Annotated in this window: 26 protein-coding genes; 10 read left to right on the forward strand and 16 right to left on the reverse strand. The window is 49.2% G+C overall.

The features are described from left to right. Positions 1-18: 18 nt before the first annotated feature. Entirely contained in the window at positions 19-1,224 is a 1,206-nt protein-coding gene (gene proV, locus LDL70_RS07010) for a glycine betaine/L-proline ABC transporter ATP-binding protein ProV (protein ID WP_028233844.1), read from the reverse strand. 517 nt (positions 1,225-1,741) lie between these two features. Here proV and LDL70_RS07015 point away from each other — a divergent pair. Next, complete coding sequence (locus LDL70_RS07015) at positions 1,742-2,059, forward strand: DUF982 domain-containing protein (protein ID WP_225688028.1); 318 nt, start codon at positions 1,742-1,744, stop codon at positions 2,057-2,059. 11 nt (positions 2,060-2,070) lie between these two features. On the opposite strand, the gene LDL70_RS07020 is transcribed toward LDL70_RS07015, so the two are convergent. After that, the gene (locus LDL70_RS07020; RefSeq protein WP_225688030.1) at positions 2,071-3,519 is read right to left on the reverse strand and encodes a GGDEF domain-containing protein; all 1,449 of its coding nucleotides are present in this window, start codon (positions 3,517-3,519) and stop codon (positions 2,071-2,073) included. Between the two features lie 398 nt (positions 3,520-3,917). Between LDL70_RS07020 and LDL70_RS07025 the strand changes: the two genes are divergently transcribed. Both LDL70_RS07025 and LDL70_RS07030 read left to right on the forward strand, forming a co-directional pair. Further along, the gene (locus tag LDL70_RS07025) at positions 3,918-4,526 is read left to right on the forward strand and encodes a TetR/AcrR family transcriptional regulator (protein ID WP_225688032.1); all 609 of its coding nucleotides are present in this window, start codon (positions 3,918-3,920) and stop codon (positions 4,524-4,526) included. Further along, positions 4,523-5,455 carry a DMT family transporter gene (locus LDL70_RS07030; protein WP_225688034.1) on the forward strand — a complete coding sequence of 311 codons (933 nt, stop codon included), beginning with the start codon at positions 4,523-4,525 and terminating at the stop codon, positions 5,453-5,455. The genes LDL70_RS07025 and LDL70_RS07030 overlap by 4 nt, the downstream gene beginning before the upstream one ends. A 5-nt stretch (positions 5,456-5,460) precedes the next feature. Here LDL70_RS07030 and LDL70_RS07035 read toward each other — a convergent pair whose 3' ends face one another. Then, positions 5,461-6,141: a YafY family protein gene (locus tag LDL70_RS07035; protein ID WP_225688036.1), complete on the reverse strand. Its 681-nt coding sequence runs from the start codon at positions 6,139-6,141 to the stop codon at positions 5,461-5,463. 80 nt (positions 6,142-6,221) lie between these two features. Between LDL70_RS07035 and LDL70_RS07040 the strand changes: the two genes are divergently transcribed. Next, the gene (locus LDL70_RS07040) at positions 6,222-6,545 is read left to right on the forward strand and encodes a hypothetical protein (RefSeq protein ID WP_225688044.1); all 324 of its coding nucleotides are present in this window, start codon (positions 6,222-6,224) and stop codon (positions 6,543-6,545) included. Between the two features lie 35 nt (positions 6,546-6,580). Here the strand turns inward: LDL70_RS07040 and LDL70_RS07045 are convergent, their stop codons facing one another. The 3 genes from LDL70_RS07045 to LDL70_RS07055 are packed head-to-tail and all read right to left on the reverse strand — an operon-like array spanning position 6,581 to position 8,424. Then, positions 6,581-6,799, reverse strand: a complete 219-nt coding sequence (locus tag LDL70_RS07045) for a DUF2283 domain-containing protein (protein ID WP_225688046.1) — start codon at positions 6,797-6,799, stop codon at positions 6,581-6,583. A 43-nt stretch (positions 6,800-6,842) separates the two neighbouring features. Then, a complete protein-coding gene (locus tag LDL70_RS07050) occupies positions 6,843-7,301 on the reverse strand; it encodes a GFA family protein (protein WP_225688048.1) in 459 nt (152 codons plus the stop codon). A 55-nt stretch (positions 7,302-7,356) separates the two neighbouring features. Then, complete coding sequence (locus LDL70_RS07055) at positions 7,357-8,424, reverse strand: D-alanine--D-alanine ligase family protein (protein WP_225688443.1); 1,068 nt, start codon at positions 8,422-8,424, stop codon at positions 7,357-7,359. Positions 8,425-8,610: 186 nt separating this feature from the next. Between LDL70_RS07055 and LDL70_RS07060 the strand changes: the two genes are divergently transcribed. Then, positions 8,611-8,964 carry a cupin domain-containing protein gene (locus tag LDL70_RS07060; RefSeq protein WP_022711782.1) on the forward strand — a complete coding sequence of 118 codons (354 nt, stop codon included), beginning with the start codon at positions 8,611-8,613 and terminating at the stop codon, positions 8,962-8,964. Between the two features lie 140 nt (positions 8,965-9,104). Here LDL70_RS07060 and LDL70_RS07065 read toward each other — a convergent pair whose 3' ends face one another. Beyond that, complete coding sequence (locus tag LDL70_RS07065) at positions 9,105-9,929, reverse strand: methyltransferase (protein WP_122095004.1); 825 nt, start codon at positions 9,927-9,929, stop codon at positions 9,105-9,107. A gap of 113 nt (positions 9,930-10,042) precedes the next feature. Here LDL70_RS07065 and LDL70_RS07070 point away from each other — a divergent pair, with 113 nt between their 5' ends. Continuing rightward, the gene (locus LDL70_RS07070; protein WP_075655140.1) at positions 10,043-10,234 is read left to right on the forward strand and encodes a CsbD family protein; all 192 of its coding nucleotides are present in this window, start codon (positions 10,043-10,045) and stop codon (positions 10,232-10,234) included. A 75-nt stretch (positions 10,235-10,309) separates the two neighbouring features. On the opposite strand, the gene LDL70_RS07075 is transcribed toward LDL70_RS07070, so the two are convergent. Both LDL70_RS07075 and galE read right to left on the reverse strand, forming a co-directional pair. Next, positions 10,310-11,299 carry a bile acid:sodium symporter family protein gene (locus LDL70_RS07075; RefSeq protein WP_225688051.1) on the reverse strand — a complete coding sequence of 330 codons (990 nt, stop codon included), beginning with the start codon at positions 11,297-11,299 and terminating at the stop codon, positions 10,310-10,312. A 146-nt stretch (positions 11,300-11,445) separates the two neighbouring features. Further along, entirely contained in the window at positions 11,446-12,456 is a 1,011-nt protein-coding gene (gene galE / locus LDL70_RS07080) for a UDP-glucose 4-epimerase GalE (protein WP_022711787.1), read from the reverse strand. A 123-nt stretch (positions 12,457-12,579) separates the two neighbouring features. On the opposite strand from galE, the gene mazG reads away from it, so the two are divergent. After that, the gene (mazG, locus tag LDL70_RS07085; protein ID WP_116089411.1) at positions 12,580-13,404 is read left to right on the forward strand and encodes a nucleoside triphosphate pyrophosphohydrolase; all 825 of its coding nucleotides are present in this window, start codon (positions 12,580-12,582) and stop codon (positions 13,402-13,404) included. 41 nt (positions 13,405-13,445) lie between these two features. Here mazG and LDL70_RS07090 read toward each other — a convergent pair whose 3' ends face one another. Continuing rightward, the gene (locus LDL70_RS07090; RefSeq protein ID WP_225688445.1) at positions 13,446-14,051 is read right to left on the reverse strand and encodes a flavin reductase family protein; all 606 of its coding nucleotides are present in this window, start codon (positions 14,049-14,051) and stop codon (positions 13,446-13,448) included. Between the two features lie 35 nt (positions 14,052-14,086). After that, the gene (locus tag LDL70_RS07095; RefSeq protein WP_022711790.1) at positions 14,087-14,680 is read right to left on the reverse strand and encodes a nitroreductase; all 594 of its coding nucleotides are present in this window, start codon (positions 14,678-14,680) and stop codon (positions 14,087-14,089) included. Between the two features lie 371 nt (positions 14,681-15,051). On the opposite strand from LDL70_RS07095, the gene LDL70_RS07100 reads away from it, so the two are divergent. Continuing rightward, entirely contained in the window at positions 15,052-16,020 is a 969-nt protein-coding gene (locus LDL70_RS07100; protein WP_370637818.1) for a hypothetical protein, read from the forward strand. Positions 16,021-16,170: 150 nt separating this feature from the next. Here LDL70_RS07100 and LDL70_RS07105 read toward each other — a convergent pair whose 3' ends face one another. From LDL70_RS07105 to LDL70_RS07115, 3 genes are all read right to left on the reverse strand, one after another. Continuing rightward, positions 16,171-16,947 carry an amino acid ABC transporter ATP-binding protein gene (locus tag LDL70_RS07105; RefSeq protein WP_028233848.1) on the reverse strand — a complete coding sequence of 259 codons (777 nt, stop codon included), beginning with the start codon at positions 16,945-16,947 and terminating at the stop codon, positions 16,171-16,173. Beyond that, a complete protein-coding gene (locus LDL70_RS07110; protein WP_116089416.1) occupies positions 16,947-17,627 on the reverse strand; it encodes an amino acid ABC transporter permease in 681 nt (226 codons plus the stop codon). Before LDL70_RS07110 ends, LDL70_RS07105 begins: the two co-directional genes overlap by 1 nt. Before the next feature lie 134 nt (positions 17,628-17,761). Next, positions 17,762-18,553 (reverse strand): amino acid ABC transporter substrate-binding protein, encoded by a 792-nt coding sequence (locus tag LDL70_RS07115; protein ID WP_225688055.1) that lies wholly within the window; start codon positions 18,551-18,553, stop codon positions 17,762-17,764. Between the two features lie 443 nt (positions 18,554-18,996). On the opposite strand from LDL70_RS07115, the gene LDL70_RS07120 reads away from it, so the two are divergent. Together LDL70_RS07120 and LDL70_RS07125 are read left to right on the forward strand one after the other, a co-directional pair. Continuing rightward, the gene (locus LDL70_RS07120; protein WP_075655130.1) at positions 18,997-19,431 is read left to right on the forward strand and encodes an NUDIX domain-containing protein; all 435 of its coding nucleotides are present in this window, start codon (positions 18,997-18,999) and stop codon (positions 19,429-19,431) included. A gap of 83 nt (positions 19,432-19,514) precedes the next feature. Beyond that, positions 19,515-20,276: an SIMPL domain-containing protein gene (locus tag LDL70_RS07125; protein WP_022711796.1), complete on the forward strand. Its 762-nt coding sequence runs from the start codon at positions 19,515-19,517 to the stop codon at positions 20,274-20,276. An 87-nt stretch (positions 20,277-20,363) separates the two neighbouring features. On the opposite strand, the gene LDL70_RS07130 is transcribed toward LDL70_RS07125, so the two are convergent. Both LDL70_RS07130 and LDL70_RS07135 read right to left on the reverse strand, forming a co-directional pair. Next, on the reverse strand, positions 20,364-20,660 hold the full coding sequence (locus LDL70_RS07130) for a putative quinol monooxygenase (RefSeq protein WP_225688057.1): 297 nt from the start codon (positions 20,658-20,660) through the stop codon (positions 20,364-20,366). A 105-nt stretch (positions 20,661-20,765) separates the two neighbouring features. Next, complete coding sequence (locus LDL70_RS07135) at positions 20,766-21,407, reverse strand: hydrolase (RefSeq protein ID WP_116089418.1); 642 nt, start codon at positions 21,405-21,407, stop codon at positions 20,766-20,768. Positions 21,408-21,578: the final 171 nt, after the last annotated feature.

The following is a 21,578-nucleotide window of genomic DNA, read 5'->3' on the forward strand; positions in this document are numbered from 1 at the left end:
ATATCCGTCCGTTTCAGCTCAACCGGCGCGGTCGAGCGTTTCCAGAAGTGCCGATTTGGAAATCGCACCGACATATCTGTTTTTTTCATCAACAACCGGAACCGGCCAGCGGCTTTCAGCAACGCGGCCAAGCACGTTGGAAAGCGGTTCGCTTGCTTCAATAGGAGTGATATCGCTTAAGAACGCTTCCCTGTACGGATGCGGGGATTTGGCTTTGACCTTCTCAATCAGGCCGTCCTGACTGATCATGCCGTGATAGCTGCGGTCACGGCCGACAATAACGGCAACGTCACGCCCCGTAGTTTCCATCTGCTCCAATGCGGAAGCGGCAGAAACACCCTGACGATCAAAGATCGTCAGCAAGGTTTTCCTCGCCACATCACCGGCAGAAAACACATGAGACACATCCACATTCTTGAAGAAGGAGCGCACATAATCATTTGCTGGCGCGGAAACAATCTCATCCGGTGTGCCGACCTGTACGACCTTGCCGTGCTGCATGATGCAGATGCGGTCGCCGATGCGCATGGCTTCGTCCAGATCGTGGCTCACGAAGATAATCGTGCGGCTGTTCTCCGATTGCAGGCGGATCAGCTCATCCTGCATTTCCGTGCGGATGAGGGGATCAAGCGCGGAAAACGCCTCATCCATCAGCAGGATTGTCGGCTCATTGGCCAGAGCGCGGGCAAGGCCGACACGCTGTTTCATACCACCGGAAAGCTGGTCGGGCATGCTCTGGGCATAGGGCTCCAGACCGACGGCCGTGAGCGCTTGCATTGCGCGCTCATGGCGCTCGGCCTCAGCCATGCCGGCAACTTCAAGGCCGAAGGCAGCATTGTTGAGAACAGTACGGTTTGGCAGCAATGCGAAAGACTGGAAAACCATGCTCATATCACGGCGGCGCAGATCGATCAGCTCGCCTTTGGACATTTTGGTAATGTCACGCCCATCAACGGCAATGGTGCCGGAGGTCGGCTCAATCAGCCGGTTCAGCAGGCGCAGAAGTGTGGATTTGCCGGAGCCGGACAATCCCATAATGACGAAGATCTCGCCATCCATAATTTCAAAGCTCGCACCGTCAACGCCGATAGTGCAGCCCGTATCCTTGTGGATCTCTGTTTTGCTTTTTCCGGAACGCAATTGGCTCATTGCTTTTTCCGGCTTTTCACCAAAGACTTTAAAAACATCTTTTAAAGATAGTTTTACAGACTTTGGCTCATTCATACTCTCATTAATTGTATAAACAGCCATATAATAAGTTAACCCTGCCATAATGGCAGACCTATTCTCCTTTTTTATTTAAATAAGAGAAATATCTGCGAAATTAATGCAAAGATTATGCTTTAAATTTCATTTAGAAATTGCAGATAAATCTAAACTGATATTCAACAATATATAGAAATATCGAAAAAAGTCCACCCGACATATGGGAATTGCTGCAAAACCCTATGTTTTCAGGGCGCAGCGCATAATCAGAAAAAGGTAGCGCAGCTATAAAACAAGCCCCCATGAGCCTATGAAACTGCATTTGATGCAGAGGAGATTCTCACCATATCCATGATACAAAAGCAGATGAAAAATCTGCAATATTGATTGAGTATGAAGTAAAAGATCAAAAATTTCGCAAAACAGATGAAATTTTTATTGTTAAATATTCAATATTAAATTTTATAAATATACGCTTTAATATTTGAAAAAATGAAGTATCATCATGCATATCGCAATCTTCGATGGATAATACATGGAGAAAGACTGGAACTTCTTTATTATTGTCGAGCCGGTGCAAGGGCAGATATTTAAAATATCCTGCTGGACCGATTTGTCTGTGTTTTTGCTGTGCCACTGGCCGGTAAAATACGGAACATCCTATACTGTGGCAGTATGTACCCTGTCACAGAATTATTACAAGAAATCCAATATTGAACTCATCATTAAACATTTCATTGCTGCACTCAATGAAGCAAAAATTCCCTATTACTTCAAAACAGACAAGCATATAGCTGATGCAATAGTACCGGCAATCCCGACAGGTATATCAGCCACCGCCATTAGCGAGTAAACCTCCACTCATCAAGACAGAGGAATAGCAACTTCCGTGCGGTTTCTGCCGTTTTGTTTAGCCTGATACAGTGCCTGATCTGCGGTTTTAATCAAATGGCTGAAGTCAGGATGACCATTGAATGTGGAAACACCAATCGACAGCGTAATATTTTGCGACCCGCCATCCGGCAGTGAGAATTGCTGACCGGCAATTTTCAGTCGTAGTTTTTCAGCCGTTTCCAAAGCAGTCTTTGCACTTGCTTCAATCAGCACCACAAGAAACTCTTCGCCGCCATAACGGAAGACAAAATCGCTGGCACGGGAATGCGTGAAAATGCTTTCTGCCACCTGCTGGAGAATATGATCCCCGCCACCATGGCCGTAAGTGTCATTGATACGTTTGAAATTATCGATATCGACCATCATGACACTCAGATCCATCCGGTTTTGTGAAGCCATTTTAACCTCACGCGACAGAATGGAAGGCAGAAAACGCCTGTTCAAGGTGCGTGTCAGCGGATCGCGACCGGTTTCCATCGCAGCGGCGGCCTGAAAGAGTTCTGCCAGCAGAAACTTGATCTCTCCGGTTTTATTCTTAAAGGATTCAATCAGTTCTGTTAGATTTTGATCCGCATCGGCACTGGCAATGGCCGGCAGCAAAACGGTGTCGATATATTTCATATCTGCACGAATATTTTCCAGAACCGGCGAACCATGAAAAATCATATCGCCTTTATGATGCAGCCACAGGCCAAAATCAGAACTGGAGAGCAGGGGCAGCACAGCTTCGCGTCTGTTACCATAGAGACTGAACAGAACCGACTGGCTCCACTCCATGAGGCTGGCACGCTGGATTTCACGTTCCAGTGTCACATCCTGACTGAGTGCGAAAGCGCGATAGGCTTCATCCGTTTGTGCATCGCTTTTGGTATTGCTGACAAAAGCCTGACTCATAAACTCAATAGCAATATTAATGGCATTGCCGACATAATCGGCCATGACAGCAAAGTCACCAAGACTGATTGTCTGACTTTGCAGCTGACAAACAATCTCATTTTTCAGCAGGCGCGCGCCCTGCATAACCACATGAATAGGCACCTGAATACGCGCATGAACCTCGCCGATCTTGCGCTGTTCAGCCACAAAAACCGCAACATCCATGGTTCGCTCAACAAAAAGGCGGCGCAGCCAGCCGCGCATCGAATGCTGCAAACGGTCGTGAACCACATCCTGAGAGAGAAACGGACTTGCATCCGGATTTTGCAGCAGCCTGTCGTAGAAAACACCAACCAGACGGTCTTTATCCGCCTCAATCAGACAGGCAAGCTGCTTTGCAAGATTATCAGGCAGACTATGAATGAGCTGAACCCATTCGCTCTCGGAAGGCGTCAGGCAGATATGAGGATTACGGATATCATCACCGGACATCTCTGTAGGCAGAGCAGGGACATTCATAACCGTCATAGCTTCATCACTCATATGCTGGAGCGCGTATTAAAAATCCGAAACTTTTGATCTGTTTCCGGCTTTAAGAATGCGCATAATTTCAAAAACCAAAGCAATTCCAATAAGTTCCCCTAACTGAAAATGCCTTAAACTCTGTTAAAGAGCATGCCCGATAATGGTATCAAACCGTTCATTCCGGCAGATGCAAATCTCCCTGCAACGCGCAGATTGCACGCTGTTTGCTGTCAGTCAGAGATCATAATTATACCGGCTTAAGCCCCGCCAAGTGTTCTCATTATTATGTCTTGTTGATGAATGATACGCTTAAATAGCTGTTTTTAAATGAATACTCCGTTCACAAATATATTACCGCTTGTCTGATGAAAATTAATTATGTAGACTGACCTACCTAATGATTGAAAAGAGAAATTATGTCTGCCTCTGCAAAGCCATCCAAAGCTCAATCTGTGCGTGATCGTCTGCTCGATGCGGCGGGTATCCTGTTTTATAATTACGGGATCAACGCAACCGGCATTGATATGATTACCGCAAAAGCAGGCGTGGCCAAAATGAGCCTGTATAATAATTTCGCATCAAAATCAGAGCTGGTCGCCGCCTTTATTGAGCTGAGGCATCAGGAGTGGCTTGATTTATATGCTGTGCGTTTAGCACCTGCCGCCAGCCCGAAAGAGCGGGTTATGGCCGTGTTTGATGCCTACAGAGACCATGCTGAATATGATTATGAGAACGGTTTTCGCGGCTGTGGCTTGTTGAATGCCGCGGCTGAACTCACCGTAGGCGATAAGGGCAGGGAGGCTGTGCGTCGCCATAAGGAAGAAGTAGAGCATTTCCTTATTCAGCATCTGCAGGAATGGCGCACTCAAACAGGTGAAGCATTGACAGCGGAGCAGGTGGAAATGACCGCAGAACATCTGGCATTTCTGCTGGAAGGCTCATTCTCCCGCGCCGGTCTTGAAGGCGATAGTAAGCGTGTTCAACATGCAAGACGTCTTGCAGAAAGTATTTTGGCCGGTTTATGAGCAATGTATCAGTTATCAAAACGGATAGTGCAGGGCTTGGCATTGTCTGCGTTTTAATCGCGTCCTTTCTGTGGGGCACAACCGGCACTGCTGCAACTTTTGCACCCGAAGTCGGGCCCATGGCCATCGGCGCGGTTGCCATGGGAGTAGGCGGGCTTTTGCAAGCCCTGCTCGCTTTGCGGGCATTGAAACGCGATTACAGCAAGTTACAGCAACAATGGCTTCTCGTCTTGTTCGGCGCGGTTTCTGTGGCTGTCTATCCGCTGGCCTTTTATTCGTCGATGTATCTGGCGGGTGTCACAGTCGGCACGGTTGTCACAATCGGTTCCGCACCTTTATTTTCCGCGCTGATTGAATGGGTGATTGATCGTAAAACCCTGAGCAAGCAATGGATACTCGGCGCGGCTCTCGGGCTTTCCGGCATTGTTCTGCTTTGCTTTTTCGGTGGCGGCGACCATCAATCAACATCTGTTACATTTTCTGCGGGAGCGACTGCGGCAGGCGTATTGCTGGGACTTGTTGGCGGACTGACCTATGCCCTTTATGCATGGGCAGCACACCGGCTGATGTGTAAAGGCATTTCCTCAAAAGCAGCGATGGGGTCAATTTTCGGAGCAGGTGGCCTGTTGCTGATGCCGGTATTGCTGCTGACCGGCGGGGCATTACTGACCTCATGGAATAATGCACTTGTCGGCGCCTATATGGCCGTCATACCGATGTTTACCGGCTATGTCTTATTTGGCTATGCGCTGGCGCGTATTTCCGTCAGTACCGCAACAACAATAACACTAACAGAGCCTGTGATTGCCGCTTTGCTGGCTGTTGTGATCGTTGGTGAAAATCTGTCGCTGCTCGGATGGCTTGGCGCTTTGCTGGTAATATCCTGTCTTGTTATTCTCTCTGCTCCGAAGAAAGAGCAGGCGCGGTAAATTCGTCAGGCAAGCGTTTTGAGATAGTCTTCAAAACGCTTGCCTTTTTCATCCCGGAATACTCTGCCTGCAAGCTGAATGGCTTCAATACGATCAGCGCGCAGATTACGGAAATCCATGCGGTTCTCACACCAGACAGTCAGAAGCCAGACTTGCTCAAACATCGTGAGGCCAAGCGGGCGAACGCTTCGCTGACTGCGTTTATTCTCCAAATCGCAATAGGTAATATTTAATACGGCTTTATCGCGTAAAGCAGTGCGCAGGACTGTAAGATGTCCGGATGCCTTGTCACTCTCAGAACTTTGTCTTGCAACAGCACGTAATGGCAGGCGCGTATAGGCTTCACCTTTATCGCAACCAATAGCAGCACTGATTTTGGCCGAGACACGTCGGGCAGCCGCAGCCAGTGCTTCATCACCGCGGGAAGCGATCAGGCGGGTTCCGAGCATCAAAGCATCCAGTTCATCAGGATCGAAATGAAGAGGGGGCAGAAAATACCCCTTTTCCAGCTGATAGCCAATGCCGGCCTCACCGCGCAAGGGCGCTCCCTTAGCCTGCAAAGTCACCATATCGCGATAGATTGTGCGAACTGAAACCTGCAGTTCCTGTGCCAGCATTTCTGCTGAAACCGGCTCTGTTCGGCCACGCAAATGATCGAGGAGAGCAAAAAGGCGAAGTGTACGCATGGAGTGTCTATACAGCATCCTGACAGAAACTGTCAGGAGAATTATTGTATGCAACGCTCCTCAAACAAGGAGTTAATGCAATGCAATCAGTTAAAAACCAGACATCCCCTCAGGCAAAAATATCCGGTCTCGAATTAGGGCGTTTTCGTCTTAAAAACGGTGTCAATGAAGCGGATATGCACACTGCCTATGAATTGATGATTGCAAGCCATTTGTCCAAACAGAATGGCTGGTGCAACCAGCATCTGGTAAAGCTGGGCGATGGTGCTTTTCTTGATATTGCTTTTGCGCTGACTGAGGATCATGCAAAGGCAATTTGTGCAAGCTGGCGCAATCAACCGGTCTGCGATGCTTTTCTGGCACTGATTGAGCCTGAGAGTATGGAGTTCGGAACAATTCTATAAAACTTTTCCGGTTTCAACGATTTCCGGTGAACAGATCAGGATTGCGATAATGCAAGCAAATATGCAGGTAATTTCTTACTGGCCTGCAATATCTCAATCCCGGTCAACCGCCCGTCGCTATTGAAATCCAGATTGATTTCCCCGTCCGTTTCGCGCGGATCACAGCAATAGGTAAAGCCGAAGGCAGTTTCGTCTTCATCTGATTTGAACTGAATATAAACGGCATCAGCGGCCGCATCGTAAGTCAACTTCATGATCGCATCCTGATGGGATAAAATTTCAGACAAACGGGCAGTTTCACTCCATTTGCCGTGCAAATTCACCCATCAGCTTTTCATAGTCTTCTAAAGGCGGAAAAGCTTCATAATGATAAAGTGCCGGTGTCTGTGCCCAGGACAGCTTCTCCTTTGTCATGGTCTCCACGAAAGGTACAAACCAGCTATGGTCATCAAACAGCGATGGCCGGACATTGACGAAAGCATCAACGCCTTCAATGCGCGTGAACATCCATGTCATGCAATAGGCGCAGAAATAATGATGCTGTTGCGGGCCATGCAAACCACCGATCACCGGCTTACCATCCGTAACTTTAAAGCCGGAAGAGGGGATCATCGCCGTCAACGAAAACGCGCTGCTGCTCATTGTCTGACAGCCTGTGCAATGACAGGCCGCCGTCATAATCGGTGCTGCGCTGACCTCAATTCTGACTTTTCCGCAGCGGCATTGCCCGCTGAAAGGGAGTTGCGGTGTTTTCATCACTGATATCCTTATAAAACAGGCATTTCATTGATTTTATAAGTCATATTCTTCATCAACTGCCGCGTTTCAGACCATGAGCTATGAGCCGGTCGAGAATCTGAGCATAGCTGATGCCACTCACAGCCATTACTTTCGAATACATACTGATATCGGTAAAGCCCGGAATCGTATTAATTTCGTTGAGTATGATACGCATATCATCCGTCACAAAGAAATCCACGCGCGCCATTGCATCGCAGCCGGTAGCACGGAATGCTTTTTTCGCCATCTCACGGATCTGCGTTTCAACAGATGCGGGCAAGTCGGCCGGTACTTTTAAAGCTGCACCGTTCTCATCCGTATATTTCGCATCATAACTATAAAAACCATGGCTTTCAGCCGGTGTGATTTCGCCGCAACGGGAAACGAACAGCGTACCGTCAGCATCCTCAAGCACAGCACATTCAATCTCGCGGCCACGGATAAATTCTTCTGCGAGAAGCTTATTGTCGTGCAGGAAACCTTCATCCAGCGCCAGCCTGTAATCTGCCGGCGTTGCAACCTTATTGACGCCCACGGATGAGCCTTGCCGTGCAGGCTTCACGAAAAAGGGCAGGCCGAGCGCATTTTCAACCTCTGCAAATTCCGGTACATTTCCCGAATGGAGCGTCACAGCATGGGCAACAGGAACTGCAGCCTCTCTGTTTACACGCTTGGTCATGTCCTTATCGAGCGCAACGGCAGAACCGAGAATACCACAGCCGATCAGCGGAACGCAGGCAACTTCAGCCAATCCCTGTACCGCACCGTCTTCGCCATGAAGACCGTGCAAAACAGGAAATAAAGCATCAATTTTAGGCAATTCATGAAGCCCTTTATGTGCATCAATGCCGATAATCCGCCCGTAACCGCCGGAAACAAGACAAATTTCAGTACCGGAGGAGGGCTTCGCCAATTGTCCCTGCTCATAGGCGCTGAGCAACCATTGTCCTTCACGGGTCACAAAAACCGGTACGGCCTCGTATTTATCAGCATCCAGCGCCTGCATCACATTGGTAGCAGAAAGCACAGAAACATCATGCTCCGGCGAGCGGCCGCCAAACAGCACAGCAATACGTAATTTACTTTGTTTTCCGGTCATAACACCATCCATAATATCAATATTTTCAATAAGATGCGGGAGATAATGAATATCATTTTTCAACCGGATCATTTTCCGGAAATCCGGCCATATTTAGTTTCAAAGATGTACAATCTTGGAAGCCGCGGCTTTTGAGTTTTTATGGTAAATAAAGACTGCATTCAGAATGAGGTTGAGGTGAACCACATGCAAAAACAAGCAGCAATTCTCGAGCGTACAGAATGGGCTGAAAAGCCTGATGTCTGGCACGGAGAGTTTGAAGGAAAGCGTTTTGGTACGAATGTATCAGTGATGTTTTATACGACCGAGCATATCGGGCGCGGACCAAGGCTGCATAAACATCCTTATGATGAGATCTTTATCATACGTCAGGGCCGCGCTTTGTTCACAGTCGGTGACCGGCAGTTTGAGGCTGTAGCGGGACAGATCATCTTCGGACCAGCCAACATTCCGCATAAATATGTCAATCTCGGCCCGCATAGTCTGGAGATGACGGATATTCATGTCACCGACAAGTTCGAACAGGAAAATCTGGACTAATCCGAGACGGTCAGGCGGCTCACTGCCAATTGGTCAAAGCCATATGCTTAAATCACATAAGATAGATTATGGAACTAAATGCGATATAGAAGAACGGCAGATGTTATATCTGCCGTCCTGTAATCCTTGGATTTTAAGGCTTAAACCTTACGGGCAATATACAAATGGCCAGGAACCGGCTTGCCTTGTTCGCTTCGCACAGTGATATCCGTCACACGCAGCATTTTAATGCCATGGCTCAGCAGCAGCTTTTCAACATAATCCCGTTTATGCGCAAAACGCTGATGCGGCCCGACAGTATAATCACGGCCGGCAAAATCCTTGTCAGCCAGCGTTTCGCTTGAAAATGCGAAAATACCGTTGCGGTTCAAATTCAACGGGATTTTTGAGAAAAACGACTCCAGCTCACCCATATATGGCAGCACATCCGTAGCGATAATAATGTCCCATGCCGGTGCGGTTGTCTGGTCAAGGAAATTCACAACTTCGCCGACATAGAGCGCATTATAATCGCCTTTTTCATCCGCAATCGCGATCATGTTTTCAGCGATATCAACGCCGGTGCGATGCTCGGTCATTTCGAACAAGGCATCCGCACCAAGACCGGTGCCACAGCCCAGATCGAGCATACGGGCATAATGTGCATCAGGATCAATTTCTTCCAGCTGGTCGGCCAGCTGCAGCGGCACATCATAACCCAGCTCGTCTACGAGGATCGTGTCAAACATCTCTGCATGCTGATCGAACAAAGTGGCGACATAGGCCGGAGGCGCGCTCACAGGCACAGCGCCTCGTCCCATACTGGCCAGTCTTACAGCAGCGCCGCCATGGTCTGCCGGATCAATCTCCAGCGCCTTTTGATAGGCTTTTGCAGCACCGTCAAAATCACCGGATTTTTCCAGTTTCAGTGCTTCATTATAGGCTTGTTCCAGCGCGTCTTCATCAAATATCGGCGTCTCAGACATGTTTTATAACTTTCTGTATTTAGGAATACGCTGCACAAATACCGGAACTGTTGCGCTGCTTATACGTTGATCCGGTGAAGTCATTTCACATCACACCCTCAAGGGAGATTATCATGAACAGCACAACAGATAAAATCAAAGGCCTTGCTAACGAAGCCGCCGGTAATGTCAAGCAGGCAGTTGGCAAGGCTACCGGTTCTGCAAAATTAGAGGCTGAAGGCCGTGCACAGGAACTGAAAGGTGAAGCCCAGCAGGCCAAAGGCAAAGCTAAAGATACAATCAAAAAATTCGTCGATAAGGCTTAATGGCTACGCATAAATTATCAATATATATCATAAACTTAAAGAGAAGAGGGTGATGCACCCTCTTCTCTTGTACTGTCAAAGTCCCTGCTCTGCCTGACTGCTTTCAAGCGCATCCGCCTGTGCCGCATATCTTCTGGCAAGCACAGCACAAGCCATCAGCTGTATCTGATGAAAAATCATTAATGGCAGTACAATTCCGCCCACCATCGCAGCCGGAAAGATCACGCTGGCCATTGGTGCGCCGCTGGCAAGGCTCTTTTTAGACCCGCAGAAAATGATTGTAATCCGGTCTGCACGCGAGAAGCCAAGCATTTTAGCAATGAAGCCGGTAAACCACAGAATGAAGGCCAGCAGACCGATATTCACGGCAATCATAATTGCCAGATCATGACCGGAAACTTCCGTCCACAATCCCTGTACCATCGCTTCACTGAAAGCGAGATAAACGACCATCACGATAGAACCGCGATCGACAAGCCCCAGCGCTTTATTATGGCGGCGTATAAAATGTCCGATCCACGGCTGCAAAATCTGTCCGGCAACAAAAGGAACCAGCAATTGCAGCAGGATGGACTCTAATGCATCAAGCGAAATGCCCGCCTCACCCTGTGTTGTGAACAGCAATCCGACCAGCAGCGGCGTCAGAAACATGCCGAGAATATTGGATGCGGAAGCAGAAACAATCGCGGCCGGTACATTGCCTTTGGCGATGGAGGTGAACGCGATGGATGACTGAACAGTAGATGGCAGAACGCAGAGAAACAGAATTCCCGCATAAAATGCCGAATTAGCGAAACCCGGAATAGCCCAGCCAAGTGAAAGCCCGATCAGCGGGAATATAACAAAAGTGACCGCCAATACGACGAGATGTAGCCGCCAGTGCACAATGCCCTGCACAACGGCTTGCTGCGATAATCTTGCCCCATGCAAGAAGAACAGCAATCCGATTGCAAATTTTGTCGCCAGCCCGAACCAGTAAGCAGCCTCACCTTTGACGGGTAAGAGCGAAGCGACCAGAATAGCCAGAATGAGAGTCGAGATAAATTTATCGGGAAGAAAACGCATATATCCAAACTCATTTCCGTATTCTGAATCTAATGTAATCAATTAAAATAATGACATATATCATTATAATTAAATGATTTTACGGCAGATATAATTGTTGCTTTGCACCATCAGAGTGATGCAAAGCAAATATCTTTCAGGCAATTTTAATCCGCATATCCGTTGGGATTTTTTGACTGCCAGTTCCACATATCGGCGCACATTTCACGCAGAGTTTTCTTGGCACTCCAGCCAAGCAGTTCTTTGGCATGAGCAGGGTCCGCATAGCAAGATGCAACATCGCCGGGACGGCGCGGTGCAATTTCATAGCGGATCTGCTGGTTGGAAACATGCTCAAAGGCTTTGATAACATCGAGCACGCTATAGCCCTCACCTGTGCCGAGATTGATAGCCATGCATTTTGGCTCATCCAGCTTTGCAAGCGCTCTGAGATGCCCTTCGGCAAGATCGGTCACATGGATATAATCACGAACACCGGTACCGTCCGGTGTCGGATAATCATTACCCCAAATGCTCAGTTTTTCGCGGCGGCCGGTGGCAACCTGCGCAATAATCGGCATCAGATTATTCGGAATACCCTTCGGATCCTCGCCGATCAGCCCGCTTTCATGTGCGCCGACAGGATTGAAATAGCGCAGAATGGCAATGCTCCATTCAGGATCACTATTATAGAGATCGCGCAGCATTTCCTCGATCATCAGCTTGGTGCGGCCATAAGGGTTGGTCGCGGATAGCGGATGGTTTTCATCCAGCGGCAGATGCTGCGGATCACCATAAACAGTGGCTGAGGAAGAAAAGACCAGCTTTTTCACGCCGGTACTGCGCATGGCCTGCAGCAGGCGCAAAGTGCCGAGCATATTGCAGTCATAATAATAAAGCGGCTTCTGGGTCGATTCACCGACAGCTTTCAAACCGGCAAAATGGATCACCGATGTACACTGATAGGTCTGAATGACTTTCTGGAGAAACTCGCGGTCACGGATATCGCCGGTTTCGCGCTTCGGCATTCTTCCGGTGATCTGCTCAATACGCTGAAAAACTTCCGGATGGCTGTTGTCGAAATTATCAACCACGACCACATCATGGCCGGTTTCAAGCAGGCGAACGCAAGTATGCGAGCCAATATAGCCGGCACCGCCGGTTACCAGAATTGTCATTCGTCTCTCGTTGATTTGTTTACAGACGGTTTTCTTGTGCCCAATTTTATGGCACCAGTAGGTTTAAATTGCCATATCATAAACCGGAATTATTTCCGGTCGCTGTTGAGACAGGAACCAGACATGCAGCCTTCCCGCGATATTCAGACCCTTTTAGACATTATGGTGGCGCTGCGTGATCCTGAAACCGGCTGCCCGTGGGATGTGGAGCAGGATTTCAGCACTATTGCGCCTTACACGCTTGAAGAAGCCTATGAAGTCATTGATGCCATTGAGCGCGATGATATGGACGACCTGCGTGAAGAGCTTGGTGATCTGCTGCTGCAAGTAGTGTTCCATTCCCGTATTTCCGAAGAAAAAGGCGGTTTTGATTTTGGTCATGTTGTGGAAGCAGTGACCAACAAAATGATCCGTCGCCATCCGCATGTCTTTGGCGATGACGAGGCGCGCTCGGCTGGTATGGCCAAAGGGTCATGGAACCGCATCAAACAGATTGAAAAAGATGAGCGCATTGCCCGCCGCACCGCGCTTGGTCTTGAAACCACTGAGAAAAAAGGCTTTCTCGATGACGTGCCCACTTATCTGCCTTCATTGGTCAGCGCGCTGAAATATCAGCAGAAAGCTGCGCGCGTCGGTTTTGACTGGGCGGAAGCAGCACCTATTCTGGATAAGGTTGCGGAAGAAACGCAGGAACTGCGTCAGGCGATGGACAATCAGGACAAGGCCAATATTGCGGAAGAATATGGTGATCTGCTGTTCGCCATGGTCAATCTCGGGCGCCATCTTGAACTGGAGCCGGAAATGGCGCTGCGCGCAGCCAATGAGAAATTCAAACGCCGCTTTCACTTCATTGAAGACGAACTGAACAGTGACAGTCATTCGCTGGAAGCTGCCACTCTCGATGAGATGGAAGCACTCTGGAATAAAGCGAAACAGGCCGGAAAGTAAGATTTACAATTCTCCGGCCTGCCCCCAGATTATGGAACAGATTATTCGCCCCATTTGGGGCGGAACATCTGATAAACCGTGTCGGTTGTGGCGAAATCCATATAGCCAAGACGGGTTACCGGTCTGGATTTGCTGATATCAATCAGACCATCGGTGAGAATAGCCTCATCAATATGCACACCGACCACCTCGCCGATCACCATATAGGAATCCGTCAGCTGGCCATCCCTGCCCTGTAACTGCCGAATATCCACGGCAACGCATTCCAGCGATGCATAGGCCTCCGCTACACGCGGCGCAGCAATTTGCTCACAGGCAGCAGCAGTCAGGCCTGCATAGTCGAACTCGCTGGCACCGCGCGGCGCATTGACGGATGTTGCATTCATCTGTTTTGCCAGATGTTCACCGACCATATTGGCCGTAAATTCCCGTGTTTCCTCAATGAAAGCCACACTGTCCTTGTAGCCTGACGAACTGAACATCAGCAAAGGCGGCGTATCGCAGACAATGTTGAAAAAGGAATAGGGGGCGAGGTTCAAAGCCCCCTCTTTCGAGCGCGTGCCGATCCAGCCGATCGGACGCGGCGCAACAATGGCCTTAAGCGGATTATGCGGCAGGCCATGGCCGTTTTGCGGTTCATAAAACATCAAATTACTCTGCTTTTCCGTTCCGGCAAGCCGGTTCAGCCCTGATATGGCCCGCTATAATCCGAAACAATTGCCTGCAACTCAGGACGCGGACGATCCGGCGCCGGAGCTTTAGGCGTACCCAAATGCACAAAACCGGCTACTTTTTCATGGGGCGCAACTCCGAGCAGGCGTTTGCCCTCCTCATCATCGGAATACCAGTTGGTAATCCAGTTGCTGCCATAGCCCAGTGCATTGGCAGCATTGCAAAGCTGCATCGCCGCAGCACCAGATGACAAGAACTGCTCCCATTCAGGAATACGGTCTGTATCACGCGGGCTGCAGATAATACCGATAACAAGCGGCGCACGGGAAAAGCGTTTCAGCTCTTTCTCACGGTGGCTGTCGTTAAATTCTTCATTCTGCTGCTGTGCGCGCTGTGCTGCACGCTCTGCCAGCATTTCACCAATCTGGATGCGGGCATCGCCGCGATAAATAATAAAGCGCCACGGATTGAGCTTACCGTGATCCGGCACGCGGGAGGCAATGGTCAGGATCTGCGCCAGTTCATCAGCCGATGGTGCAGGCTCAATCAGGCCGACAATCGGTGTGGAGCTGCGGGTTTTCAAAAAATCAATGAGATCTGACACGTTACTTCCTGCCTGTTCTGTTCGATTCCGTCATTATGACCGTCTTTATTGCCAATTCTGCTCTGCAATGACAGAGCGCATATGCAGTAATATGTGTTTATAATGCAAACGGGCGATATTTTGCTGGGCGCAGCCTTGAAAATGCCTTTACACTGCGGTCAAACAATAAAGACTTGAGACTTGGAAATTCAAATGAGTACCGGCTTATGAAATTCAGCCCTGTTCTGCACGCCAGAAACTTATCAGCCAAGAACACACGGCGTGTAAAGCAATGCCGCTATCTCTGCGCTTTTGCATTGGTTTCGACGGGTCTGATGATCGGTGGTTCAGCGTCAGCTCAGGAACTGCCTCAACCGCAGGACGGTTTTTCCATGCGCGTTGTGCCGGGCGCACAATTCGACAAGCTGCAACTACCTAAAATTTCAGTGCCTGAAGGCGGAACACCGGACAACACACCGCCGACCGGTGCAATTATGTCGCCGGCAACTCCGGCAGCAGGCATCACACCTTACGCTGATCCGCGCAGCCTGCAGAACTCACCGCTGGCCAATCAGAATGAGTTGCTGCTGGAAGCACAGCTGACAGCGGACGGTCCTGCTCTGAGCCAGGGGCTGGTATGGCGTGTATTCTCGCCGGAACCGGATGGTGAAGACAAGCTGCCGTTGATTGCAACAGCAACAGGCGGCACTGCCAGCTTTTCACTGCCGGAAGGCAGCTATCTCGTGCATGTCAGCTTTGGCCGCGCCGGAGCCACCAAGCGCATTACTGTGCGCAATGCCAGTCGCCATGAAAAACTGATCCTTGATGCAGGCGGTCTGAAACTCAGTGCCAAACTGCCGGACGGTAAGGAAATTTCTGACAAGTTCCTGCGCTTCTCGATTTATGAAAATGACGATGAAGGCAATGAGCGCTCGCTGATCGTACCGAATATCAAACCGGATACGGTAGTGCGCCTCAATAGCGGCACCTATCACGTGGTTTCCAATTACGGCAATGCCAATGCCGTAATCCGCGCTGAAATTGTGGTCAGCGCCGGTAAGCTGACGGAGGCAACTGTTGAGCATAATGCGGCGGAAGTCACCCTGAAATTGCTGCGTGATGTCGGTGGGGAAGCGCTTGCCGATACATCATGGAATATCGTCAATACCAATGGTGATATCGTCTATGAAAGTGTCAGCGCCTATGCATCGCTGGTGCTTGCATCCGGTGATTATATCGCTGTGGCCAAAAACAAAGACCGTCTCTATCAGCGTGAATTTACAGTAGAATCCGGTAAAAACGAAGATGTCGACGTGTTTGCCAAAGCCGAGAATGAAGTCGACAGCGATCAGGTTGATTAAAACATTTCCCAAAAATGGAAAATGCTCTGAAGTATCATTGTCATTTCCAAACTAATTTCACACAGCAGTAAAAAACCTGCAATCATCTGATTGCAGGTTTTTCTATTTATAACAATGTGTTGTCTATATTTATTAATGCAAAAAATTCAATCAAATACCCGCGCCCTGACTGAAACCCTGACCTTCATGGGTCAGCGTATTCACGAAACGGCGGGTACGATCTTCTTTCGGTGAGCGGAAGATTGCCTGCGCGGTGCCGCGCTCAACAATCACACCATTATCGATAAACAGCACATCCTCGGCAATTCTCGATGCCAGCCGCAGATCATGGGTCACCATAATCATTGTGGTGCCTTCTTTGGCCAACTGCGCCAGCACATCCACCACTTCACCGGACAATTCCGGATCAAGCGCTGAAGTCGGCTCGTCGCAGAGCAGAATTTTAGGCGACGGAGCCAATGCACGGGCAATCGCCACACGCTGTTGCTGACCACCGGAGAGGGTTGCAGGCCATGCATCAGCCTTTTGCGACAGGCCGACCTTTTCGAGCAATTGTTTTGCCCGTTCCCTCGCCTTTTCCTTTGGCCATTTCTGAACCGTAATCAGACCTTCAGTGATGTTCTCGGTGACTGTGCGATGCGGAAACAGCTGAAAATTCTGAAAGACCATGCCGGAATGACGGCGGATCAGGTGGATTTCTTTCTGGCTGACTTTGCGTTCAGGAGAAAAACTCAGCCTGTCACCCGCAATTTCAATATCACCGGAAGTCGGTACTTCCAGCAGATTGAGACAGCGCAGCAGCGTGCTTTTACCGGCACCGGACGGCCCGATAAAGGCTGTCACACTGCCCTCGGCAATCGACAGGGATATATTGTCGAGCACGGTATGGTCGCCGAATTTTTTTACGATATTTTTGAGTTCGATCATCATGAACGGACCTCCAGAAAGCCGCCATAACGCTTCAGACGTGCTTCCAGACGGGTTTGCAGATAAGACAACACAGAGCTGAGTGCCAGATAAAGCAGCGCGGCTTCCACATAAAGGATCAGCGGCTCATAGGTAACCGCAACGATACGCTGCGCCACCTGAAACATTTCAGGCACGGTAATTGCGGCGGCCAGAGATGTGTCTTTAACCAGAGAAATAAAGCTGTTGGACAGTGGCGGCACGGCATTGGGCGCAGCTTGCGGCAGGATCGTGCGGCGCATCGCCTGCCCCCAGCTCATGCCTGTTGCATAGGCTGCTTCCCACTGCCCTTTCGGCACAGCGACAATCACGCCGCGGAAAATTTCAGAGGAATAAGCACCGATGCTTAAAGTAAAGCCGATCAGCGCTGCCGGAAATGCATCCAGCGTAATACCGACACTCGGCAATCCGTAAAAGATCAGGAACAGCTGCACCAGCAGCGGTGTGCCGCGGATCAGCCAGACATAAAAATTGACGATTGCTGCAACGGGACGAGGCGCGAACAATCGGGTCAGAGCCACAAAAAGACCGAGTGTTGTGCCGAACAGAAATGACAATAATGTCAGCGGAATAGTGAAAACCAGAGCTGCCCACAACAGCGGCCCCAAAGATTCAAGCATAAGCGATAAAACGTCAGACATTGAATGCGTCCCCGTCATAATTGTTTCCCCTCAGACGGAATTGCTGAGGCTGAAAATGGTTCCTGCCCCCGTTGCCTGCGCAACGGAAAACCGGCGATAATATATCGCCGGTATCAAAGTTCCGGGAGGATAACTTATTTAGAGACGTCTGCGCCGAAATATTTTTCGGAGATTTTGGCATAAGTGCCATCGGTTTTGATCTGCTCAAGCGCTTTGTTGACTTCGGCAAGCAGATCTTCCTCGCCTTTGCGCAGCAACACGCCGGAACGATCAGCATTTTCAAGCTCGGCAGCAACTTCCAGCGGCACATCAGGTTTCTGTTTTTTGAAGTCGAGGAAGGACAGGCTGGCATTCACGGTTGCTTCCGCACGGCCGCTCAGCACCAGCTGAACCGACTGGTCAAAACCGTCATTGGCAACAATTTCCGCACCATATTCACGGGCAATTTTACCATAGTTGCTGCTCAACGATTGTGCGGCTTTGCGGCCCTTCAGGTCTTCAAATTTCTTGATATCCGTATTGCCGGTTTTCACAATCAGCACAGCTTTTGAAGCAATATAAGGCTCGGAGAAATTATATTTCTTCTGGCGCTCCGGCGTAATGCCGACCTGATTGATAACCGCATCATAACGGTTTGCATCGAGACCGGCGATCAGGCCGTCCCATTTGCCTTCAAGGAATTTGGCTTCAACGCCGAGACGCTTGGCAATTTCCTGACCGATTTCCACGTCAAAACCGACCAGCTTGCCGTCTTTATCATGATAGGTAAACGGCGCGTAAGTGCCCTCTGTACCGATCTTGAGAACGCCTTCCGCTTTGATGCGATCCAGAGCAGCATCAGCGAAAGACTGGCTGGTCATAACGCCCGAAGCCAGAACAGCTGACTGCAACACACCAACTGCAAGAATAGACTTAAACCAGCTCATATACCTTGTCCTTTTAAACGCAACCTTTTCACTGAAAAGGTTATTCTCATCTTATAAAAGCTTTCCGGGCGGAGCTGCTGTGGTGCAGTCCGTGTTGCGAATAAGATGTCACGGCCACTCAAACCATCACAGATATAATTCCACGTCCTGCAATTTATTATGCAAAAATAAATTCCTAATTTTGTCCTATTGTAGAATTTTATACCAATCAAAATCTTCAGGCTGACAGAATGAAAAAACACATTCTACAGAAACGCTTATTCTGCCCACTGATTTTCTGAATAATGCATGAACCGCTGTTTTGTTGCCTGATAGACGAAGATTTTTGCTCAAATCAGACTATATTGCAGAAAATCATTCATCCAGGCTTCATATTTGCGTCGCTATAAGAAGCTGTCGCTTGTCTGAAGTTCCTTTTAACACTGCCCTCAGGAATTTTTCTCATGTCCGCAGAAACTACCCCGACAAACCGTATCCGCATTGCAGCTGCAATTCTGATGGCACCGGACAACCGGATTTTGCTGGTACGCAAAGCGGGTACAACCGCATTCATGCAGGCAGGCGGTAAGATTGAAAACGGAGAAACGCCGGTCGCAGCATTGCAGCGTGAGCTTAGTGAAGAACTGGGACTGACGGTCAATCAGGATCAGGCGCATTATCTCGGGGCCTTCTCGGCACCGGCTGCAAATGAACCGGGCTATACGGTTGAGGCTGAGGTCTTTCGCATTGCCCTCACCCAGCCGGTCGCCAAGGCCGCAGAAATTGAAGAAATTGTCTGGGTTGATCCGCTGCAAAAAGTGGAACTGCCGCTGGCACCTTTGACGGAGAATTATTTGCTGCCGCTATGCAAGGAATTTATGCCTGTCGCAAAACTATAATCAGATTGCCTGCTTTTAGCCTAAAAACATCCGTAATTCATTGAAATATAGCAGTTAAACCGATTTCATTATCAGGAGAAACTATGACACACCGTAAAACAGCCGCCCTTTTCGCTTCAGCATTTCTTGCGGTTTCTTTTGCCAGTGCGCTTTCGCAACCGGCCTTTGCACAGGAGAAAAATGTGTCAGAAAAACAGCAGGCATTCATTGTCATCACCGGTGAAGGTGAAGCTCAGGCCGCTCCGGATATGGCTATTCTCGACCTGACCGTCTTGCGGGAAGCTAAAACCGCCCGTGAAGCGATGACCGACAACAATAAGGCAATGTCTCAGGTACTGGCTGCGATGAAAGAAGCCGGTATTGAAGACCGTGATCTGCAAACCTCCGGTGTCAATATTCAGCCGACCTACACTTATCCGAGCGATAAAAACGGCCTGAAAGCACCAAAAATCATCGGCTATAACGTAACCAACGGTCTGACCGTGCGTGTGCGTGATCTCGATAAAGTCGGCGATCTGCTAGATAAATCCATTGATCTCGGCGTCAACCAGAGCGGCGGCCTGCGTTTCGTCAATGATGATCCGTCAAAAGTGCTGATGGATGCCCGTAAAAAAGCCATGGAAAATGCCATGGAAAAGGCAAAAGTTCTGACCGAAACTGCCGGTGCAAAACTCGGTCGCGTGCTTGAAATCACCGAATATGGCAATAATCCGCGCCCGATGCCGATGGCACGCACCAAAATGGTCGCAATGGCTCAGGAAGCAATGGCTGATTCAGTACCGGTTTCAGCCGGTGAAAACAGCTACAATGTGAATGTGACCGTAAAGTTCGAAATCACACAATAAGCGAACCGGCCATATAATAATCAGAACCCTGCCCTTGCGGCAGGGTTTTTTATTATGCGCGGGCTTGTACGGGAAAATCGCGCCGTGTCATTCCAAGCGGTCAAGGAAATAGGCGAATTCTGTATTTTCGACATTTTGCGCCCCGTTTTCATGGAAAAACTGAATATGCGGCCCTTCATTATGATGTTTGTGCTGATGTTCCTGAGACGCCCAGTGCTCTATGAAAACAAAGCGGGACGGGTCGGTACGATCAATGAATAGATCATAGCTGATATTCCCCTCTTCTTTGCGTGACTGATCGACAATCGCCTTAAGATCGCGCCGTAATGTTCCTTCTTTACCCGCCTTGGCGCGCAGGCTGACAACAACGAAGAGATCGCCCATAAACATGCTCCTCTCATTTGAAATCCTTGCCTGTTCAATCCGGACAGAGCATTTCCAATGGTTCAGAATAAACCGGAAATGTTCTGCCCGCATTGGAAGCAAAGCTTACTCGGCTTTGTCGTAGGAGAACTGAATACCGGCGGTACCGCCGGTCTGGATGAACAGATCCATAAATTGCGGAACTGTTTCCTTGCGCTGCCAGTCACGCTGCAATTCGCAGAACAGCTGAACCACGCTGATCATCTTGCCGCCCGCCTGTTCAATGCGCCGCAATGCAGCTTCATGCGCCTGTACCGAAGTACCGCCCACAGCATCAGCCACGACATAGACTTCATAGCCTTCAGCTAGCGCATCAATCGCCGGAAATGTCAGACAGGCCTCAGTCCAGAGCGCTGTCATAATCAGTTTTTTGCGTCCGGCCTGCTCTACGGCTTTACGGAATTCAACATCCTCCCATGAATTGATTGTGGTGCGGTCAATCGTCGGAATCCCTTCAAGGGCTTTGCGGACTTGCGGAATAGGAGGCTTATTGAGACCGGTTTTTACATTCACGGTTGAGTGAATAATCGGCAAATCATAAACGCGTGCAGCTCTGGATGCGCCAACGATATGATTGATAAGCAATTGTCTGTCCATGGAGGCAATGGAGTTCACCTGCACAGGCTGGTAATCAATAATGATAAAGGCTGAGTTTTTAGGGCTGAGCAGCCGGTCTTTTACAGGATCACGAATGGGTTCGCTTGTCATTGCATAGTCTCCTCGAACACAGGGAAAACAATTCCACAACGTTCCGAACCGAAAGCATCAAAACCTCAGCCGAAACGCAATTCTGATTTAATTTCAAGCAGATAAGATGATAGTTACTTGCGGGTGACGAAATTTACCGACCGTTGTTTTTTGAAAAAACAACAACGCGGT

Source organism: Pseudochrobactrum sp. XF203, from assembly GCF_020341615.1.
Classification (GTDB): domain Bacteria; phylum Pseudomonadota; class Alphaproteobacteria; order Rhizobiales; family Rhizobiaceae; genus Pseudochrobactrum; species Pseudochrobactrum saccharolyticum.

Bases quoted from the DNA above. Each gene is read 5' to 3' on its own strand.
- LDL70_RS07070 (WP_075655140.1), top strand. From the start codon at position 10,043: ATGAACAGCACAACAGATAAAATCAAAGGCCTTGCTAACGAAGCCGCC.
- LDL70_RS07100 (WP_370637818.1), top strand. From the start codon at position 15,052: ATGCGCGTTGTGCCGGGCGCACAATTCGACAAGCTGCAACTACCTAAA.
- LDL70_RS07115 (WP_225688055.1), bottom strand. From the start codon at position 18,553: ATGAGCTGGTTTAAGTCTATTCTTGCAGTTGGTGTGTTGCAGTCAGCT.
- LDL70_RS07025 (WP_225688032.1), top strand. From the start codon at position 3,918: ATGTCTGCCTCTGCAAAGCCATCCAAAGCTCAATCTGTGCGTGATCGT.
- LDL70_RS07020 (WP_225688030.1), bottom strand. From the start codon at position 3,519: ATGAGTGATGAAGCTATGACGGTTATGAATGTCCCTGCTCTGCCTACA.
- LDL70_RS07015 (WP_225688028.1), top strand. From the start codon at position 1,742: ATGGAGAAAGACTGGAACTTCTTTATTATTGTCGAGCCGGTGCAAGGG.
- LDL70_RS07105 (WP_028233848.1), bottom strand. From the start codon at position 16,947: ATGATCGAACTCAAAAATATCGTAAAAAAATTCGGCGACCATACCGTG.
- LDL70_RS07120 (WP_075655130.1), top strand. From the start codon at position 18,997: ATGTCCGCAGAAACTACCCCGACAAACCGTATCCGCATTGCAGCTGCA.
- LDL70_RS07035 (WP_225688036.1), bottom strand. From the start codon at position 6,141: ATGCGTACACTTCGCCTTTTTGCTCTCCTCGATCATTTGCGTGGCCGA.
- proV (WP_028233844.1), bottom strand. From the start codon at position 1,224: ATGAATGAGCCAAAGTCTGTAAAACTATCTTTAAAAGATGTTTTTAAA.
- LDL70_RS07030 (WP_225688034.1), top strand. From the start codon at position 4,523: ATGAGCAATGTATCAGTTATCAAAACGGATAGTGCAGGGCTTGGCATT.
- LDL70_RS07135 (WP_116089418.1), bottom strand. From the start codon at position 21,407: ATGACAAGCGAACCCATTCGTGATCCTGTAAAAGACCGGCTGCTCAGC.
- LDL70_RS07130 (WP_225688057.1), bottom strand. From the start codon at position 20,660: ATGGGCGATCTCTTCGTTGTTGTCAGCCTGCGCGCCAAGGCGGGTAAA.
- mazG (WP_116089411.1), top strand. From the start codon at position 12,580: ATGCAGCCTTCCCGCGATATTCAGACCCTTTTAGACATTATGGTGGCG.
- LDL70_RS07065 (WP_122095004.1), bottom strand. From the start codon at position 9,929: ATGTCTGAGACGCCGATATTTGATGAAGACGCGCTGGAACAAGCCTAT.
- galE (WP_022711787.1), bottom strand. From the start codon at position 12,456: ATGACAATTCTGGTAACCGGCGGTGCCGGCTATATTGGCTCGCATACT.
- LDL70_RS07040 (WP_225688044.1), top strand. From the start codon at position 6,222: ATGCAATCAGTTAAAAACCAGACATCCCCTCAGGCAAAAATATCCGGT.
- LDL70_RS07060 (WP_022711782.1), top strand. From the start codon at position 8,611: ATGCAAAAACAAGCAGCAATTCTCGAGCGTACAGAATGGGCTGAAAAG.
- LDL70_RS07050 (WP_225688048.1), bottom strand. From the start codon at position 7,301: ATGAAAACACCGCAACTCCCTTTCAGCGGGCAATGCCGCTGCGGAAAA.
- LDL70_RS07110 (WP_116089416.1), bottom strand. From the start codon at position 17,627: ATGTCTGACGTTTTATCGCTTATGCTTGAATCTTTGGGGCCGCTGTTG.
- LDL70_RS07055 (WP_225688443.1), bottom strand. From the start codon at position 8,424: ATGACCGGAAAACAAAGTAAATTACGTATTGCTGTGCTGTTTGGCGGC.
- LDL70_RS07125 (WP_022711796.1), top strand. From the start codon at position 19,515: ATGACACACCGTAAAACAGCCGCCCTTTTCGCTTCAGCATTTCTTGCG.
- LDL70_RS07045 (WP_225688046.1), bottom strand. From the start codon at position 6,799: ATGAAGTTGACTTACGATGCGGCCGCTGATGCCGTTTATATTCAGTTC.
- LDL70_RS07090 (WP_225688445.1), bottom strand. From the start codon at position 14,051: ATGTTTTATGAACCGCAAAACGGCCATGGCCTGCCGCATAATCCGCTT.
- LDL70_RS07075 (WP_225688051.1), bottom strand. From the start codon at position 11,299: ATGCGTTTTCTTCCCGATAAATTTATCTCGACTCTCATTCTGGCTATT.